The following is a 15,995-nucleotide window of genomic DNA, read 5'->3' on the forward strand; positions in this document are numbered from 1 at the left end:
CGGGTCCGCGTTGGACGAGACTCGCCTGACCCAGTTGACGAACCGCACCGCCAGCTTGCTGGTGCCGTGGGCTTTCGTGTTGGCGGCGGTGGACTTCATCGCTTGGCTGGCCATCACTAAGTCCGTCGATGCGGCGATGGCCACCGTTTTGTCCCTGCTGGCCGTCGTCGCGCCCGTCGCCCTGGCCCTTTCTGCGCCACTGGCGCTGCGCTTGGGGCTGTGGCGCGCTGCCACCTCGGGCGCCCTGCTGCGCGATACGGGCACCATTCACAAGCTCGCTGAGGTGGACGCCATCATCTTCAACCGCGTTGGTACCCTCACCGATGGGCCGATGCACGTCATCGACGTCACGTCTGTCAAGGGCGAGAACCCGGATCTGATCCTGCGCGTGGCCGGCGCTCTTTCCTTGGAATCGAACCACGCTGTCTCCCAGGCGCTGGTGCGTGCCGACCGCGAGGCACGCGATAGCGGCGCGGGCGGGGAGGGGACCCCCAACTGGCTGGACGTAGGCGAGGTGAAGATCACCAAGGACGGCACCTTCGAGGGCATGGTGGAACTGCCGATGGAGGGCGAGATGCGGCACGTGAAGGCGCGCCTGTGGCGCCCGCACGACCTGAGTGAGATCCGGGACCCGCGCCTGGCCACGGCAGCTTTGAATGGCGGCTCGCCCGTGATCGTCAGCTGGAAGGGCAAGGAACGCGGTGTAATCAACCTGGCCGATAGCTTCAAGGACGATGCCCCGGCCGCGATCGACCGGCTGGAGGACATGCAGCTGGAGACGTACATGCTCTCCCGCGACATCTATCCGGTGGCCCGCAGGACGGCGAACGCGCTCGGCATCTCCACCGTCCTGGCTGGTATCGCACCGAACCGCAAGGAGGCCACTGTGCGCGGTGTGCACGCCATGGGCGTGCGCGTGGCGATGGTGGGCGATAGCGACGTGCTGGGCGCGCTGCGAGTCGCGGATGTGGGAATTCTCATGACTTCTTCCAACCGCATCGACCCCTCCGCCGCCGAGGTGGCGGACGTGGTGATGCAGCGCGAGGACGTTGCTGCGCTGCCGGAGCTGGTGAACCTGGTCCGCCACGTCCGCAACACCACCGACTGGAACGTGTGGCTGTCCTGGACGTACAACGCGGTCGGCGCGACGCTGGCGGTCGTCGGCGTGCTCAACCCCCTGCTGGCCACGGTGTTTATGCTGCTCAGCTCCACGTTGATCGAGACGCGCAGTGCGCGCATCTTGCACCGCAACTACGCGCGTGGCACTCTGCGCCAGACCCACTCGTGGCAGGGCTGGGTGGAGCGTCGGAGGGAGATCCGGCAGCTACGCAAGCAGGAAAGCCAGCGCGCCGAGGCGATTTCCCTGGCCCGCGCGGAGGCCGCGGACGAGGAGTATGACCAGTCCCAGCGTTAGCCGCGCTAGGCTGGTGGGGATTGCAAGCTAACCACTAGTGAAGTGGCAGGAAGGATTCCTTTCGTGTCTGTTAATGCCGACCCTCAGCACTCAAACAACTCTTCGCACCAGGCCAGCGAGAAAGCCTTCGATCGGGCTCGCACGCTGATTCCGGGCGGGGTGAACTCCCCGGTTCGCGCGTTCGGATCTGTGGGCGGCACCCCGCCGTTTATCACCTCCGCGCAGGGCTCCACGCTGCACGACATTGACGGCAACTCCTATGTGGACCTGTTTTGCTCCTGGGGGCCGATGATCCACGGGCACGCCCACCCGCAGATCGTGGAGGCAGTTCGGGAGGCCGCGGGCCACGGTCTTTCCTTCGGCGCGCCGACCACGATGGAGGTCGACCTGGTGGAGGAGATCGTCCGCCGCACCTCCGTGGAGAAGGCCCGCCTGGTGAACTCCGGCACCGAGGCCACGATGTCCGCCATTCGCCTGGCCCGCGGCTACACGGGCCGCGACAAGATCCTGAAGTTTGAGGGCTGCTACCACGGTCACGTCGATTCGCTGCTGGTGGCGGCCGGTTCCGGCGTGGCTACGTTTGGCCTGCCGGATTCCCCGGGCATCACCAAGGCCGCCGCGGGCGACACCGTCGTGGTGCCTTACCGTGACGTGCAGGCCGTGGAGGATGCGTTTGCCTCCCACGCGGGCGAGATCGCCGCAATCATCGTGGAGGGTGCCGCCGGCAATATGGGCACCGTGAACCCGCATGGTTTTAACGCGGAGCTGCAGCGCATTGCCCACGAAAACGGTGCCCTGCTGATCGTCGATGAGGTCATGACGGGCTTCCGCGTCAGCGAGTCCGGCTGGTACGGCAAGGACGGCGTGGCGGGCGACCTAACGACGTTCGGCAAGGTCGTCTCCGGTGGCCTGCCTGCCGCTGCTTTCGGCGGCAAGGCGGAGATCATGGATCACCTCGCGCCGGTTGGTCCGGTCTATCAGGCCGGTACTTTGTCGGGCAATCCCGTTGCCGTCGCCTCGGGCCTGGCCTCTTTGAAGTTGGCTGACGCCGCCGCGTACCAGAAGCTCGACGCTAATGCCGACGCGCTGGCAGACATCCTGTCCGACGCTTTGACTAAGGCCTCCGTGGCCCACCACATCCAGCGTGCGGGCAGTATGGTGAGTGTGCGCTTCGCCGAGGGGGAAGGCACGAACTTCACGGACATGAAGGCCGCGGACACCTTCCGCTACCCGGCCTTCTTCCACGCCTTCCTGGATCGCGGGGTATTTGCCCCACCAAGCGTCTTCGAGACCTGGTTCGTTTCCACGGCACTGACCGACGCAGATTTCGAGAAGATCGCGGCCGCTGCTAAGCCCGCTGCGGAAGCCGCGGCAGCGGCCACCCCGTCGGCTTAGGTCTCATGCCGGGGTCCACGCTAAGGTAGGTGACCATGGCAACGATCGTTCACCTTGTACGGCACGGAGAAGTGCACAACCCGGATCGCATTCTCTATGGCCGTTTGCCCGGCTATTACCTCTCTGAGCGGGGGCGGAACATGGCGCATGCCACCGCAGCGGACCTCGCTGACCACGATGTGGTGTACCTAGCGGCTTCTCCGTTGCAGCGGGCGCAGGAAACCGCGCGGCCGTTTGCTGAGAAGCTGGGCCTGGAGGTCCACACGGACGAGCGCATCATCGAGGCGGGTAACGATCTGCAAGGCCTGCACATTAAGGGTGTACGTAGCGCATTGTGGAACCCAAAGCGTTGGCCCATGCTGAAGAACCCCACCATTCCCAGCTGGGGCGAGCCCTATCAGGAGATCGCCGACCGGATGTGGGAGGCCGTCGACACCGCGCGCGAGAAGGCCCGCGGGCACGAGGCCGTGTTGGTCACCCACCAGCTGCCGATCGTGATGATTCAACGGGACGTGCAGGGCCTGCCTCTGGCGCACAATCCGGCCGATCGCCAGTGTGAGTTGGCCTCCGTGACCTCTCTGGTATTTGACGGCGGGCAGCTGACGGACATCTTCTATTCAGAGCCGGCGCAGGAGATTTAAGGTGCGTAAAAAGCTAACGGCAGCGCTTGCGGTAACTCTGCTAGCCAGCGGGGCGGCGCTCACCGCCTGCGGTGAGGGAAACACCGCGGGCAAGGACGCGGTGGCCAGCGGCGGAACTTTTGAGTTCGTCGCCCCCGGCGGGCAGACCAGCATCCACTACGAGCCCGAGGAGCGCAAGGAGGTCGCCGACTTCACCGGCACCAATCTGGACGGCGGCGATGACATTAACCTCTCCGACTTCGAGGGCCAGGTCGTGGTGCTAAACGCCTGGGGCCAGTGGTGTGGCCCGTGCCGTAGCGAATCCGATGACCTGCAGCGCGTCCAGGAGAAGCTGGAAAAGGACGGCGGCGGCACTATCCTGGGCATCAACGTGCGCGACAACGTTAAGGAAAAGCCGCAGGACTTCGTCAAGGACAACGGGATCACCTACCCGTCTATCTACGACCCACCGTTCAAGACCGCCCTGGCGCTCGGCGGCGTGCCGGCCTCCGTGATTCCCACCACCATCGTGTTGGATAAGCAGCACCGTCCGGCCCACATCTTCTTGAAGGAAATCACGGACAAGGAACTCTGGGAACAGGTCGAGCCACTACTGGACGAGGAAGCATAGATGATCCTCGCGGAGTCCATCGGAGAGACCTTCGCGGATACGGCCGCCGCCGGTCCGCTGCTGCTCGCGTTGCTGGTATCCGCCGCCGCGGGCCTGGTTTCCTTCGCCTCACCGTGCGTGATTCCGCTAGTGCCGGGGTACATCTCCTACCTTGCCGGAGTTGTTGGAGCGGAGACTGAATACACGGAGCAAGGCACGGTGGTCAAAGCCAAGCGCGGCCGGGTGGCCACCGCAGCGCTGCTGTTCGTGCTGGGCTTCACCGTGGTGTTTGTACTGGCCACGGTCACGGTCTTCGGGGTGATCAGCGCCCTGAGGCTGAACCAGGATCTGCTGATGCGCATCGGCGGCGTGGTCACCATCGCCATGGGCGTGGTGTTCATGGGCTTTATTTCCCCTTTGCAGCGCGATACGCGCCTCAGCCCGAAGCGCTGGACCACTATCGCCGGTGCGCCACTGCTGGGCGGAGTGTTCGCCCTGGGCTGGACCCCCTGCCTGGGACCCACGCTGGCTTCCATCATTTCGGTATCCGCCGGCACCCAGGGGATGACAGCCGCCCGCGGTGTGATCTTGATCGTCGCCTATTGTCTGGGCCTCGGGCTACCATTCATTGTCGTGGCGCTGGGGTCCTCGAAGGCGCTGACGGGCGTCGGCTGGCTGCGCAAGCACTCCCGCACCATCCAGATGATCGGCGGCGCGCTGCTGGTCATCGTCGGCTTGCTGCTGGTCACAGGGCAGTGGGCGGTGTTCGTGGACTATATCCGGGAGGCATTCGTCTCGGATAAAACCCTGCCGATCTAAGGCCGATCTCAAGTCGTCGGCTTAAGGGAAAAGGTCGCGGCTGAGAAGTGGGCGTCAATAATAACGAGAGAGCGAAAGTACGAAAGAGCAACCATGCTGAAGAAGATCCTGAGTTGGCCGAAGAAGGGCTGGCAGTGGCTCACGAAGATGAAGACCGCCCTGGTGCTGCTTTTCCTGCTGGCGCTGGCCGCGATCCCGGGCGCGCTGCTGCCACAGCGGTCGCTCAACGAGGGCAAGGTTGCCGAATATATTGACGCCAACGGGAAGACCGCCGAGGTTTTCGACAAGCTGCAGCTTTTCGACGTCTTCGGGTCCACCTGGTTCGTGGCGATCTACGTACTGCTTTTCATTTCCCTGGTCGGCTGCATCCTGCCGCGCAGCATCGACCACTACAAGGCTCTGCGTTCCTCCCCACCGCCGGCGCCGAAGCGCCTGGATCGCATGCCCTACCATTACTCCGGAACCGTCGATGAATCGGTGGAAGACGTGCAGAAATCCCTGCGCAAGGAGTTTAAGGGCTGGAACGTCAACGAGGTCGATAAGGATAACGACCGCGCCGGGGCCTGGTCCATGTCCGCGGAGAAGGGCTACCTGCGTGAGGCCGCGAACCTGGTATTCCACCTGTCGCTGGTGGGTATCCTCATCGCGGTGGCGACGGGCAAGATGGTCTACTACGAGGGCCAGGTCATCGTGGTGGCCGGGACGGATACCGAGCAGTCGCAGTTCTGCAACTCCGCGGTTTCCAACTTCGATTCCTTCCGCAATGGCCCGGTGTTCGACGGCACGGGACTGACTCCCTTCTGTGTGAACGTCAAGGACTTCAAGGCCGACTACCTGCCAAACGGTCAGGCGGTGGGCTTTGAATCCAACATCGACTACGCGGGCAAGGAGGATGCCTTCAAGCCGACGGATCAGTGGCAGCATAAAACGCTGAAAGTGAACCACCCGCTGCGCATCGAGGGCAACCGTGTGTACCTCCAGGGCCACGGCTATGCTCCGACGTTCACGATTGAGTGGCCGAACGGGGAGAAGCGTACCGAGACAGTGCAGTTCCGCCCGGACGATATGACGTACTTCCTGTCCTCCGGTGCAGTGCGCTGGGACCCGCCCGCGGGCATGTACCCCGACCTGCAGGAGCGTCGCAAGAACCAGATCTCCCTGCAGGGACTGTTCGCTCCGTCGGCGGAGTGGACCGGGCCGAATGGCAAGATCCTTTCCTCCAACTACCCGGCAATGCGCGACCCCGCGGTGGCTATCGACATTTACCGTGGCGATACTGGCCTGGATGGCGGGCGCAGCCAGAACATTTTCTCGTTGGACCCGGAGGCCATGCACTCCGGCCAGATGCAGATGCTGGATCGAGTGAACCTGGAGAAGGGCGAATCCGTCACCCTGGACGATGGCACAAAGATCACCTTCGACGGTGCCAAGGAGTTTGTGAACCTGCAGATCTCCAAGGATCCGACGACCACCTGGGTGCTGGTGTTTGCCGTGCTGATGCTGGCTTCGCTCGTTGCCTCCCTGGCAGTGAAGCGCCGCCGCTTCTGGGTGCGCATTACTCCGGAAGGTGAGGGCACCCGCATCCAGATCGCCGGGCTTTCCCGCACGGACTCCGCTGGCTGGGGTCGCGAGTTCAACCGCCGTGCCGAGCGCGTGCTGGGGCTGGAGGAAGAAGCTCTGGACGAAGCTTATGACGTGGATTCCGACGACTGGGAGGACCACGTCGACGATCACCTGGCGCCACGGGGTTGATTTACCCCGAACGGGTGATTGTGGTCGTTCGTAAACAGGCGCTAAGCTGATACTTTGTAGCGATTTAAGACTTTTCTTTAGAAGGATTTTCGATGCAGATCGATCCGCAGCTATCCGAATTCTCCGACCTGGCCTTCCGCTCCGCGGAGACCCTATACCTGCTGGCGCTCGCCGTTTCCCTGGTTTTCTACGGGATGGTGCGCGTGGGCGCGGATCGCCGCCGTCAGCGCGCCGAGGAGCTGGAGAAGCTGCAGGCGGAGCACTCCGCGCGCGCTGCCTCCACCACCAAGGTGACCGTAGGCGCAGGTGCTGCGGGCGATGCGGCAGACTCGGATGTTGCCGATGCCGGGGAGATCACGGGCGACGACATCGAGCCCGACTTCGCCTCCTTCGAGGCGCAGCTGCCGGAGCGTCTGCGCTCCGAGAGCGTTTCTAAGACCTTGGATCGCGCCGACAAGCTCGGCGGCATCACCCAGTCCCTGGTCTGGTTGGCCATCGCAATCCACGCAGTCTTCGTGATTCTGCGTGGCTTGGCCACCAATCGCTTCCCGTGGGGCAACCTCTTCGAATACGTCGGCGTGGTCACCCTGTTCGCAATGGTCGTCGCCGCGCTCATGATCCGCCGCAAGGCGATGCGCGTCATGTGGCCGTGGGTCCTGACTCCGGTTGTCGGCCTGCTGTTCTACGCAGGCACCAAGCTGTACGCGGAGACTGCCCCGGTTGTGCCGGCGCTGCAGTCCTACTGGCTGGTCATTCACGTTTCGACTGTCGCAATCGGCGCGGGTATCGGCATGATGTCCGGCATGGCTTCCCTGATGTACCTGCTCCGCCGTAAGTACCCGAAGGGTCAGGAGAAGGGCTGGTTGGGCACTGTAGCCGCCCCGCTGCCGGATGCCACCAAGCTGGATGCACTGGCCTACCGCACCGCCGTGTGGGCACTGCCGATCTTCGGCCTGGGCATCATCTTCGGCGCCATCTGGGCGGATGCCGCATGGGGCCGCTTCTGGGGCTGGGATCCGAAGGAGACCGTTTCCTTCATCACCTGGATCCTCTACGCCGCCTACCTGCACGCCCGCGCCACCCCGGGCTGGCGTGGCCCGAAGTCCGCGTGGATCAACGTCTTTGCCTTCGCCACGATGGTCTTCAACCTCTTCTTCATCAACATGGTGGTCTCCGGCCTGCACTCCTACGCTGGCTTGAACTAGCCCACCTATATTCCAGCTCCTTCCAGGCTGTGCCTGCGAAGGAGTTATCTATGTTTGGAGTGAATATGCCCGAGAGGAACTTTTCTACCGTCCTCGTCACCGGCGGGGCCGGCTTTATTGGCGCGAACTTCGTTCATCGCACGCTGGAGACCAGGCCGGACGTCAAGGTTCTTATTTTTGACGCCCTCACGTACGCAGCGAACCCACTGAATTTGCAGACCGAGGACGGCATTCCGCTGGAGGTTGCCTATCCGGGGCGGGTGGAGTTCATCGAAGGTGACGTGGCGGATGCCGTGGCGTTTCGCGAGGCTCTTGAGCGGGCGATTACGGTTACCGAAGCTGTAGGGGATGCGGGGAACAAAGGCGCTGCCGAGTCCCAGCAGTCTGCCGCCGACCGGGTGGCGATCGTGCACTTCGCGGCGGAGAGCCACAACGATAACTCCCTGGCCACGCCCGCGATCTTCGCCCGCAGCAACGTGGAGGGCACCTTGAACGTCGCCCAGGCCGCCGCGGACCTCGGGGTGCGCCTGCACCACATATCCACCGATGAGGTCTTCGGCGATCTCGCCCTGGACGATCCCAACCGCTTCACGGTGGATACCCCATACAACCCCTCCTCGCCCTACTCTGCCTCCAAGGCGGCGGCGGATCACTTCGTCCGCGCATTTGTGCGTTCGCGGGGGCTGAAGGCCACTATCTCCAACTGCTCGAACAACTACGGCCCGCGCCAGCACCCGGAGAAGTTCATCCCCCGGCAGATCACAGGTCTGATCGAGGGGCACCGTCCTCGCCTATACGGCACGGGGGAGAACGTCCGCGATTGGATTCACGTGGATGACCACAACGACGCTGTCTGGGCGATCCTGGATTCTGGAAAGCTGGGGGAAACGTACCTCATCGGTGCGGAGGGGGAGCGCTCCAATCTACAGGTCGTGCGCGACCTACTGGAGCTTTTCGGTCGCCCGGCGGATGACTTTGTGCACGTCACCGACCGCCCGGGTCACGATCGCCGCTATGCGATCGACCCCAGCAGCATTGCCGATCTGGGGTGGCAGCCGCGCTTTACGGACTTTGCTTCCGGGCTTGCCGAGACGGTGGAATGGTACCGCCGCAATGAGAAGTGGTGGGTTGAGTCCAGGGCGGCGTCCGAAAAGAAATACCGCGCCACCGAACAAGAGGTGGCCGCAGAAGAGATCGATCCCGCGTAGCGTCACCCGCGCGGGGGTGACCACCCTTTTAAGCAAGGCTTGACTAACTTAGTGGAGCCTATATAAGGTTCGGCTAACCGTACGTTGAGTTAGTTTGAATCTTTTAAGGGAAAAATGGCAAAGAATCGCATCAAGCTGCTGGCCGCACTCGTGGCCGCAGGTATGTCCCTGGCCGCCTGTGGCTCCGCCGATGAGAGCACCTCGGCCAACCAATCCAGCGGAGATTCGATCTCCATCGAGGACAACAACGGCGAACTACAGGTTCCGAAGAACCCGAAGTCCGTGGTTGCACTGGATAACCGCAGCTTCGAGATCCTCAACGAGTGGGGAGTGGAGCTTTCCGCTGCTCCGAAGAAGCTGGTTCCAGCGACCGTCACCGACTACAAGGATGACGAGGAGATCAAGGATCTCGGCAACCACAAGGAGCCTGACTTCGAGGCCCTGGTGGCAGCCCAGCCAGACCTAGTGATCAGCGGCCAGCGCTTCAAGGACCGCGACGAGGAGATCAAGGAACTGGTCCCGGATGCAGCTGTCGTGGAGCTGGAGCCCCGCGAGGATAAGCCGATGGACGAGGAGCTGATCCGCCAGATCACCACCCTGGGCGAAATCTTCAATAAGAAGGACGAAGCCGACAAGATGGTGCAGGACTTCAACGATGCGAAGGATCGCGCGAAGAAGGCCTACGACGAGTTGGATGGCGACAAGAAGGTCATGGCCGTCAACGTCTCCGGCGGCGAAATCGGCTACGTTGCGCCGCACGTCGGCCGCGTGTGGGGCCCCGTGTTCGACTGGCTGGGCATGGACCCGGCACTGGAGGTCGACAACGCCTCCAGCAACCACGAGGGCGATGACATCTCCGTCGAGGCCATCGCAGACGCCAAGCCGGACTGGATGCTGGTGATGGACCGCGACGGTGCCATCAACGCGGACAAGCCGGATTACTCCCCGGCGGCAGACGTGATCAAGCGCGCCGATGCGCTGAAGGGTGTGCCGGCGCTGAAGGAGGATCGCGTGCTCGTGGCACCGCAGGATACGTACATCAACGAGTCGATCACGACCTACACCGAGATCCTGAACTCCCTGGCAGACGCCTTCGAAGGGAAGTAACAGCGCGAACGCCGCGCACCGCTGTGCAGCACCGCACATTGCCGCCGTGCAGCACCGCACAACGCTATTGAAAGTGAATTGACCAGCTGGAATGACTGCTCAGAGCACTACGTCACCCGAGGTTCATGACGAACCTCGGGTTGCGCGTACCCGGGGAAAACTCGTCGACTGGAAGTTCCTCGTCGCCACAGCGATTGTGGGGGCCCTTCTCGTCGGCAGCCTGTTGATCGGCGAATACGACGTTTTCAACGCGCAAGATGGCATCGACATGTTCTCCATCACCCGCGTCCCGCGCACCATCGCATTGGTGTTGGCGGGCGCGGCGATGGCGATGTGTGGGCTGGTCATGCAGATGCTTACGCAGAACCGCTTCGTTTCACCGACCACCACCGGCACCACTGAATGGGCGGGCCTGGGCCTGCTGTTCGTGATGATCGTCTTCCCCGGTGCGACTGTGATGGGGCGGATGGTCGGCGCCGTCGTGTTCTCCTTTGTCGGCGCGATGGTGTTCTTCTTCTTCCTGCAGCGTGTATCGCTGCGTTCCTCGCTGATCGTGCCGATCGTGGGCATCATGCTGGGCGCGGTAGTCTCCGCTGTCTCCACCTTCGTCGCCCTGCAGACTGACATGCTGCAGCAGCTGGGCGTGTGGTTCGCCGGCAGCTTCACCTCGGTCTACAAGGGCCAGTACGAGGTGCTGTGGGTGGTGCTGCTGGTCGTGGTGGGCGTGTTCCTGCTGGCCGACCGGCTCACCCTGGCTGGCCTTGGCGAGGACTTCGCCACCAGCGTGGGCATGAACTACCGCCGGATTGTGCTGGTAGGCACCGTAATGGTCGCCATCGCTGTGGGTGTGGTGACGGTCGTGGTCGGCAACCTGCCTTTCTTGGGGCTGATCGTGCCGAACATCGTCTCGATGATCCGCGGCGACGACCTGCGCAGCAACCTGCCGTGGGTGTGCCTAGTGGGCATCGCTACCGTCGCCGCTTGTGACCTGCTGGCTCGTACGCTGATCTCGCCTTTCGAGATCCCCGTTTCCGTGGTGCTGGGCATCGTCGGCGCAATCGTCTTCGTCGTGCTGATTGTGAGGAACCGCTAATGACGAACCAAACCCTCGAGCGGCTGGTGCCGCAGCGCTTGTTCCCGGGCACTCCCGGCCGCTCCTCAGGCGCGTTCCCCACGCAATCGATGGCGGCGAAGTACTGGCTAGCCCTCGGCATCATCGTAGTTCTGGGCGCGGCTTCCGCGGTGGGGCTGCTGGCCTATGGCAACCCGATGCCCTTCGGCACGCGCGGCTTCTGGCTGCTGGCGGAGCGCCGCATGAACGCGGTAATCGCCATCGCCATCGTCGCGGTTGCCCAGGCGGTAGCCACGGTGGCTTTCCAGACGGTGACGAATAACCGCATCATCACCCCGTCGATCATGGGGTTCGAGTCGCTGTACGTGGCCATCCACACCTCCACCGTGTTCTTCCTGGGCGGCAGCGGTCTGGTGGAGGCCCGCACCATGACGACCTACATCATCCAGCTGGTGCTCATGGTCGGCTTCGCGTTGCTGCTGTACTCTTGGCTGCTCACCGGCAAGAACGCGAACATGCACGCGATGTTGCTGGTCGGCATTGTTATCGGGGCAGGTTTGGGGTCGGTGTCTACCTTTATGCAGCGTCTATTGACGCCCAGCGATTTCGACCTGCTGACCGCCCGACTGTTCGGGTCGGTGAATAACGCGGAGCCAGAGTACTTTCCGATCTCTATCGTGCTGGTTGCCGTGGCCGCGGGCGCGTTGCTGCTGATGTCCCGCACTCTCAACGTGCTGGCCTTGGGGCCGGATGCGACAACGAACCTGGGCATTAACCACCGGGGCAAGGCGATCGTGGTGCTCATCCTGGTCGCGGTCCTCATGGCCGTCTCCACCGCGCTGGTTGGCCCGATGGCTTTTCTGGGATTCTTGGTAGCCACGCTGGCCTACCAGTTCGCGGGCACCTCCGATCACCGCTATGTCTTCCCGATGGCCATCGCCACGGCTTTCCTGGTACTGGCGGGCGCGTACTTCGTGATGAATCACATCTTCTACGCGCAAGGCGTGGTCTCGATCATCATTGAGCTGGTCGGCGGCACGGTGTTCCTCTACGTCATTCTTAGAAAGGGTCGACTGTGATCAAGCTGTCCGAAGTCACTAAGAAATATAGTGACGCCTCCGGCTCCGGAGCTAGCATTGGTCCGGCGAACCTGGAGATCCCCGCCGGGGGAGTGACCTCCCTGGTCGGCCCCAATGGTGCGGGCAAGTCCACCCTGCTCACTATGATGGGCAGGCTGCTGGACCTGGACGAGGGCACCATCGAGGTCGCAGGCTTTGACGTGAGCACCACAAAGTCCAAGGACCTGGCGAAGGTGCTGTCGATCCTGCGCCAGGAGAATCACTTCGTCACCCGCCTGACGGTCCGCCAGCTGGTGGGCTTTGGCCGTTTCCCGTACTCCAAAGGGCGGTTAACGCGGGAGGACGAGGGCATCATCTCCACCTACATCGACTTCTTCAATCTCCGCGAGCTGGAGAATCGCTACCTGGATCAGTTGTCCGGCGGGCAGCGGCAGCGCGCCTACGTGGCAATGGTGCTGTGCCAGGAAACTGACTATGTGCTGCTGGATGAACCGCTGAACAACCTGGACATCGCCCACGCGGTGCAGATGATGAAGCACCTACGCCGGGCGGCTTCGGAGTTCGGTCGCACCATCATTGTGGTGCTGCACGACATCAACTTCGCGGCGAAGTACTCGGACCACATCTGCGCCGTCAAGGATGGGAAGATCGTGCGCTTCGGCACCCCGGAGGAGCTCATGACCGACGAGATCCTGACCGACATCTTCGACACGCCCGTGACCGTCGTCGACGGTCCCGATGGGCCGATGGCCTGCTACTTCTAAGCTCCCTGCATAACCTTGCCGTTGGTTGTCCGGCAGCGCCGCTAAAGTAGAAACTATGAGTGAAACCACCCCGCGCATCGACGAGCTACTGGCAACCGCTGAACCGGGCAGCATTGTGGATCTCCCCATCCCCGGCGCCTGGGCTTATGTGCCCAGGGTGCATGGCGACGAGCGCGGCAGTTTCCACGAAAGCTTCAAGGCGGAGGCTTTCGGCGAGAAGCTGGGGTACCCCTTCGAGGTAGCTCAGGGGAACCTTTCGCGTTCCTCCCGCAACGTCGTGCGGGGCATTCACTTGGCGGACGTGCCGCCGGGACAGGCGAAGTTCGTCAGCTGCCTTTCCGGTGCCATCACGGACGTGCTGGTGGATGTGCGCGTGGGCTCGCCGACGTTCGGCCAACACATCACCGTGGAACTATCGGCGGAGAATAATTTCAGCGTCTACGTACCCCTGGGCGTGGGCCACGGATTCCGCGCACACACCGACCAGACGACCGTGAACTACCTGGTCACCGAGGCATACAACCCACAGAGGGAATACGGTATCGACCCGTTTGATGCGGAACTGGCTGTGGCTTGGGGCGTCACTAAGGAACAAGCCGTACTATCCAACAAGGACGATTCGGCGCCGAGCTTGAGCGAGGTACGCGACCGCCTGCCCGAATACCGCGAGGTGCGGGCATGGGAGGCACAACTGCGTGCTGACTGGGCCGAGGCTCTGCAGGCCGCCGACGAGTGGGAGCAAGCCGACTGATGAAGGGCATTATTCTGGCCGGGGGAACCGGCTCGCGGCTGTGGCCGATCACGCAGGGAATTTCCAAGCAACTGGCGCCCGTGTACGACAAGCCGATGATCTACTACCCGCTGACGACTCTGATGCTGGCGGGCATCCGCGACATTCTGGTGATCACCACGGGCGCGGATGCGCAACAGTTCCGCGGGCTGCTGGGCGACGGCTCGCAGTTCGGCGTGCAGATCAGCTACGCGGTGCAGGACCAGCCGAATGGCCTGGCGGAAGCCTTCATTGTGGGCGAGGACTTCATCGGCGACGACGCAGTGGCTCTGGTGCTGGGTGACAACATCTTCTACGGCACCGGCCTGGGCACCCAGCTGCGGCGCTTCCACAACCCCGACGGCGGGGCGATCTTCGCCTACTGGGTGGCCGAACCCGAGTCATACGGAGTAGTGGAGTTCGACCGCGAAGGCACAGCTCTGAGCTTGGCGGAAAAGCCCGCGGAGCCGAAGTCCAACTATGCAGTTCCCGGCCTGTACTTCTACTCCAACGACGTGGTGCGGATCGCCAAGTCGCTGGAGCCGAGCGAGCGCGGCGAGCTGGAGATCACGGACATCAACCGCCGCTACCTGGCGGAGGGGCGCCTGCACGTGGAGGTGCTGCCGCGTGGTACCGCCTGGCTGGACACGGGAACGGTGGACGACCTGGCCGCCGCCGGGGACTTCGTCCGCGCCGTCGAGCAGCGGCAGGGCCTGAAGATCAGCTGCCCGGAGGAAGTCGCGTGGCGCCTGGGCTACATTGACGATGCAGAGCTGGGGGAGTCCGCGCGCAAGCTGGGCAAGAGCGCCTACGGGCAGTACCTCAGCGGGCTACTGAAGCGTGGGAAAGAGCGGTAGATAAGTGGCTATTTCGATCGAGACCATCCCGGAGATGGTGGCGCGCACCTGGCGCGACCTGGAATGGACTGGCCAGCGCGTGCCGAAGCAGGGCATCGACCACGCAGTATTGATCCTGGACGGGCTGCGCTCGAAGGAGTATGAACTCAACGACATGCTCCCCGAGTCCGTCGTGGTGCGCGTGCCCTTCGAAAAGGAATACCGGGAACAGGCGATGCTGGAATCCTCGCTGATCGCGCAACTGTTCCGCCGCACCAAGGTGCGGGTGCCGGGGACGGTGCGGCAGGCCTACGCGCGGGGGACTTTCAATACTGCCGAGCCCGTGATGTTGACCATGCAGACCGAGCTGCTGGGCGAACCGCTGACCGCCGAGCTCTGGCAGACGCTGTCTACCAGCCAGCGCGCATGGGTGGCCGAGCAACTGGGCAGCCTGCTGGCCACGATGCACGCCTTCGACCCGGACGTGCTGCCGATGAGCCGCGTGGATTCCTGGTGGACCGACGGCGAGGCGACCAGCGAGTTGAATAACGCCCCGCGCACCCTGCCGGGCAAGTTGGAGCTGATGAAGTCCCGCACGGAAACGATTCTGGCCCCGCACCTGAGCGCTGAAGAGGCGGCATTCGTGGAGCGCGTGTTTGCGCAGGTGGACGAGTTGCTCTCCCGGCCGGAGCAACAGCGCGCCCTGACCCACGGGGAGCTGCACGAGGACCACATGCTGTGGAACGCCGAAGGCGGCGTGGGCGTGATCGACTTTTCCGACATGACCGTCGGCGACCCGGCCTTAGACTATGCGCACTTCGCGGGCATCGCCCCGGAGCTTCCGAAGATGGTCTACGAACAGGCGATCATCCAGCACGAGCAGCGCCGCCAAGCCCCCGTGGTACCGGGAGTTCCGCAGCCGATGCCGGGGCCGTTGTACCGGGCGCCGGATGGCGGCCGCACTTCCGAGAGTGCCGAGGATACGGGTGTGCTGCGCCGCGCGGAGGTCTACAAGGACTGGGACAACATCTTCCTGCTGATCGACCACTACCGCACGGGCCGTTCGCCGCGCGTGGAGCTGCTCTAGCTACTCTCCGTTTTGCGGAGAGTCCGGGCCGTCCGTGTTCTCCGGGCCATTTGGCTTCTGCTCGTCGCGCTCGTCGCCGCGCGCCCCGCGTTGCTGCTGTTCGCGGAGCTCCTGACGGCGCTTCCGCTCGGCCTCTTCCGCGTCCTTGGCCTCCTGCGCGCGCCGCTTCTTGAAGCGCTCTTTCTCGATGTTCCACAGGAAGTCCGGGTCGTCGTCCGGGCCCTTGTGGCTTAGTCGTTCTTGTTTGTTATTGACGCC

The 15,995-nt window shown here is 63.4% G+C and carries 16 protein-coding genes; 15 read left to right on the forward strand and 1 reads right to left on the reverse strand.

Annotation, left to right across the window (positions count from 1 at the left end; translation table 11 throughout):
- The 15 genes from Q0331_RS05160 to Q0331_RS05230 all read left to right on the forward strand — a co-directional run.
- On the forward strand, positions 1–1,414 hold a 1,414-nt coding region (locus Q0331_RS05160), incomplete at its 5' end, for an HAD family hydrolase (RefSeq protein ID WP_298075402.1).
- 63 nt (positions 1,415–1,477) lie between these two features.
- Entirely contained in the window at positions 1,478–2,809 is a 1,332-nt protein-coding gene (gene hemL, locus Q0331_RS05165) for a glutamate-1-semialdehyde 2,1-aminomutase (protein ID WP_298075403.1), read from the forward strand.
- A gap of 35 nt (positions 2,810–2,844) precedes the next feature.
- Positions 2,845–3,450, forward strand: coding sequence for a histidine phosphatase family protein (locus Q0331_RS05170; RefSeq protein ID WP_298075404.1), 606 nt, complete (start codon positions 2,845–2,847; stop codon positions 3,448–3,450).
- 1 nt (position 3,451) lies between these two features.
- Entirely contained in the window at positions 3,452–4,060 is a 609-nt protein-coding gene (locus tag Q0331_RS05175; RefSeq protein ID WP_298075405.1) for a TlpA disulfide reductase family protein, read from the forward strand.
- Complete coding sequence (locus tag Q0331_RS05180; RefSeq protein WP_298075406.1) at positions 4,061–4,858, forward strand: cytochrome c biogenesis CcdA family protein; 798 nt, start codon at positions 4,061–4,063, stop codon at positions 4,856–4,858.
- Between the two features lie 93 nt (positions 4,859–4,951).
- Positions 4,952–6,610, forward strand: coding sequence for a cytochrome c biogenesis protein ResB (locus Q0331_RS05185; RefSeq protein WP_298075407.1), 1,659 nt, complete (start codon positions 4,952–4,954; stop codon positions 6,608–6,610).
- 92 nt (positions 6,611–6,702) lie between these two features.
- Entirely contained in the window at positions 6,703–7,815 is a 1,113-nt protein-coding gene (gene ccsB, locus Q0331_RS05190) for a c-type cytochrome biogenesis protein CcsB (protein ID WP_298075408.1), read from the forward strand.
- Between the two features lie 50 nt (positions 7,816–7,865).
- A complete protein-coding gene (locus Q0331_RS05195) occupies positions 7,866–9,023 on the forward strand; it encodes a dTDP-glucose 4,6-dehydratase (RefSeq protein WP_298075409.1) in 1,158 nt (385 codons plus the stop codon).
- 114 nt (positions 9,024–9,137) lie between these two features.
- Entirely contained in the window at positions 9,138–10,130 is a 993-nt protein-coding gene (locus Q0331_RS05200) for a siderophore ABC transporter substrate-binding protein (protein WP_298075410.1), read from the forward strand.
- Between the two features lie 91 nt (positions 10,131–10,221).
- Positions 10,222–11,223 carry an ABC transporter permease gene (locus tag Q0331_RS05205; protein WP_298075411.1) on the forward strand — a complete coding sequence of 334 codons (1,002 nt, stop codon included), beginning with the start codon at positions 10,222–10,224 and terminating at the stop codon, positions 11,221–11,223.
- The gene (locus tag Q0331_RS05210; protein WP_298075412.1) at positions 11,223–12,281 is read left to right on the forward strand and encodes an iron chelate uptake ABC transporter family permease subunit; all 1,059 of its coding nucleotides are present in this window, start codon (positions 11,223–11,225) and stop codon (positions 12,279–12,281) included. Before Q0331_RS05205 ends, Q0331_RS05210 begins: the two co-directional genes overlap by 1 nt.
- A complete protein-coding gene (locus Q0331_RS05215; protein WP_298075413.1) occupies positions 12,278–13,045 on the forward strand; it encodes an ABC transporter ATP-binding protein in 768 nt (255 codons plus the stop codon). Before Q0331_RS05210 ends, Q0331_RS05215 begins: the two co-directional genes overlap by 4 nt.
- A 55-nt stretch (positions 13,046–13,100) precedes the next feature.
- Positions 13,101–13,796, forward strand: coding sequence for a dTDP-4-dehydrorhamnose 3,5-epimerase (rfbC, locus tag Q0331_RS05220; RefSeq protein WP_298075414.1), 696 nt, complete (start codon positions 13,101–13,103; stop codon positions 13,794–13,796).
- Positions 13,796–14,671 (forward strand): glucose-1-phosphate thymidylyltransferase RfbA, encoded by an 876-nt coding sequence (rfbA, locus tag Q0331_RS05225; RefSeq protein WP_298075415.1) that lies wholly within the window; start codon positions 13,796–13,798, stop codon positions 14,669–14,671. Before rfbC ends, rfbA begins: the two co-directional genes overlap by 1 nt.
- A gap of 4 nt (positions 14,672–14,675) precedes the next feature.
- Positions 14,676–15,737 carry a phosphotransferase family protein gene (locus Q0331_RS05230; protein WP_298075416.1) on the forward strand — a complete coding sequence of 354 codons (1,062 nt, stop codon included), beginning with the start codon at positions 14,676–14,678 and terminating at the stop codon, positions 15,735–15,737.
- Here the strand turns inward: Q0331_RS05230 and Q0331_RS05235 are convergent.
- Positions 15,738–15,995, reverse strand: a 258-nt coding sequence (locus tag Q0331_RS05235; protein ID WP_298075417.1) for a hypothetical protein, incomplete at its 5' end; no start/stop codon positions are given.

It is taken from the genome of uncultured Corynebacterium sp., assembly GCF_937999985.1.
In the GTDB taxonomy this organism is placed as follows: Bacteria; Actinomycetota; Actinomycetes; order Mycobacteriales; family Mycobacteriaceae; genus Corynebacterium.

Coding starts and splice junctions, on each gene's coding strand:
- Q0331_RS05170 (WP_298075404.1), top strand. CDS start 2,845: ATGGCAACGATCGTTCACCTTGTACGGCACGGAGAAGTGCACAACCCG.
- Q0331_RS05180 (WP_298075406.1), top strand. CDS start 4,061: ATGATCCTCGCGGAGTCCATCGGAGAGACCTTCGCGGATACGGCCGCC.
- Q0331_RS05185 (WP_298075407.1), top strand. CDS start 4,952: ATGCTGAAGAAGATCCTGAGTTGGCCGAAGAAGGGCTGGCAGTGGCTC.
- ccsB (WP_298075408.1), top strand. CDS start 6,703: ATGCAGATCGATCCGCAGCTATCCGAATTCTCCGACCTGGCCTTCCGC.
- Q0331_RS05195 (WP_298075409.1), top strand. CDS start 7,866: ATGTTTGGAGTGAATATGCCCGAGAGGAACTTTTCTACCGTCCTCGTC.
- Q0331_RS05200 (WP_298075410.1), top strand. CDS start 9,138: ATGGCAAAGAATCGCATCAAGCTGCTGGCCGCACTCGTGGCCGCAGGT.
- Q0331_RS05205 (WP_298075411.1), top strand. CDS start 10,222: ATGACTGCTCAGAGCACTACGTCACCCGAGGTTCATGACGAACCTCGG.
- Q0331_RS05210 (WP_298075412.1), top strand. CDS start 11,223: ATGACGAACCAAACCCTCGAGCGGCTGGTGCCGCAGCGCTTGTTCCCG.
- rfbC (WP_298075414.1), top strand. CDS start 13,101: ATGAGTGAAACCACCCCGCGCATCGACGAGCTACTGGCAACCGCTGAA.
- rfbA (WP_298075415.1), top strand. CDS start 13,796: ATGAAGGGCATTATTCTGGCCGGGGGAACCGGCTCGCGGCTGTGGCCG.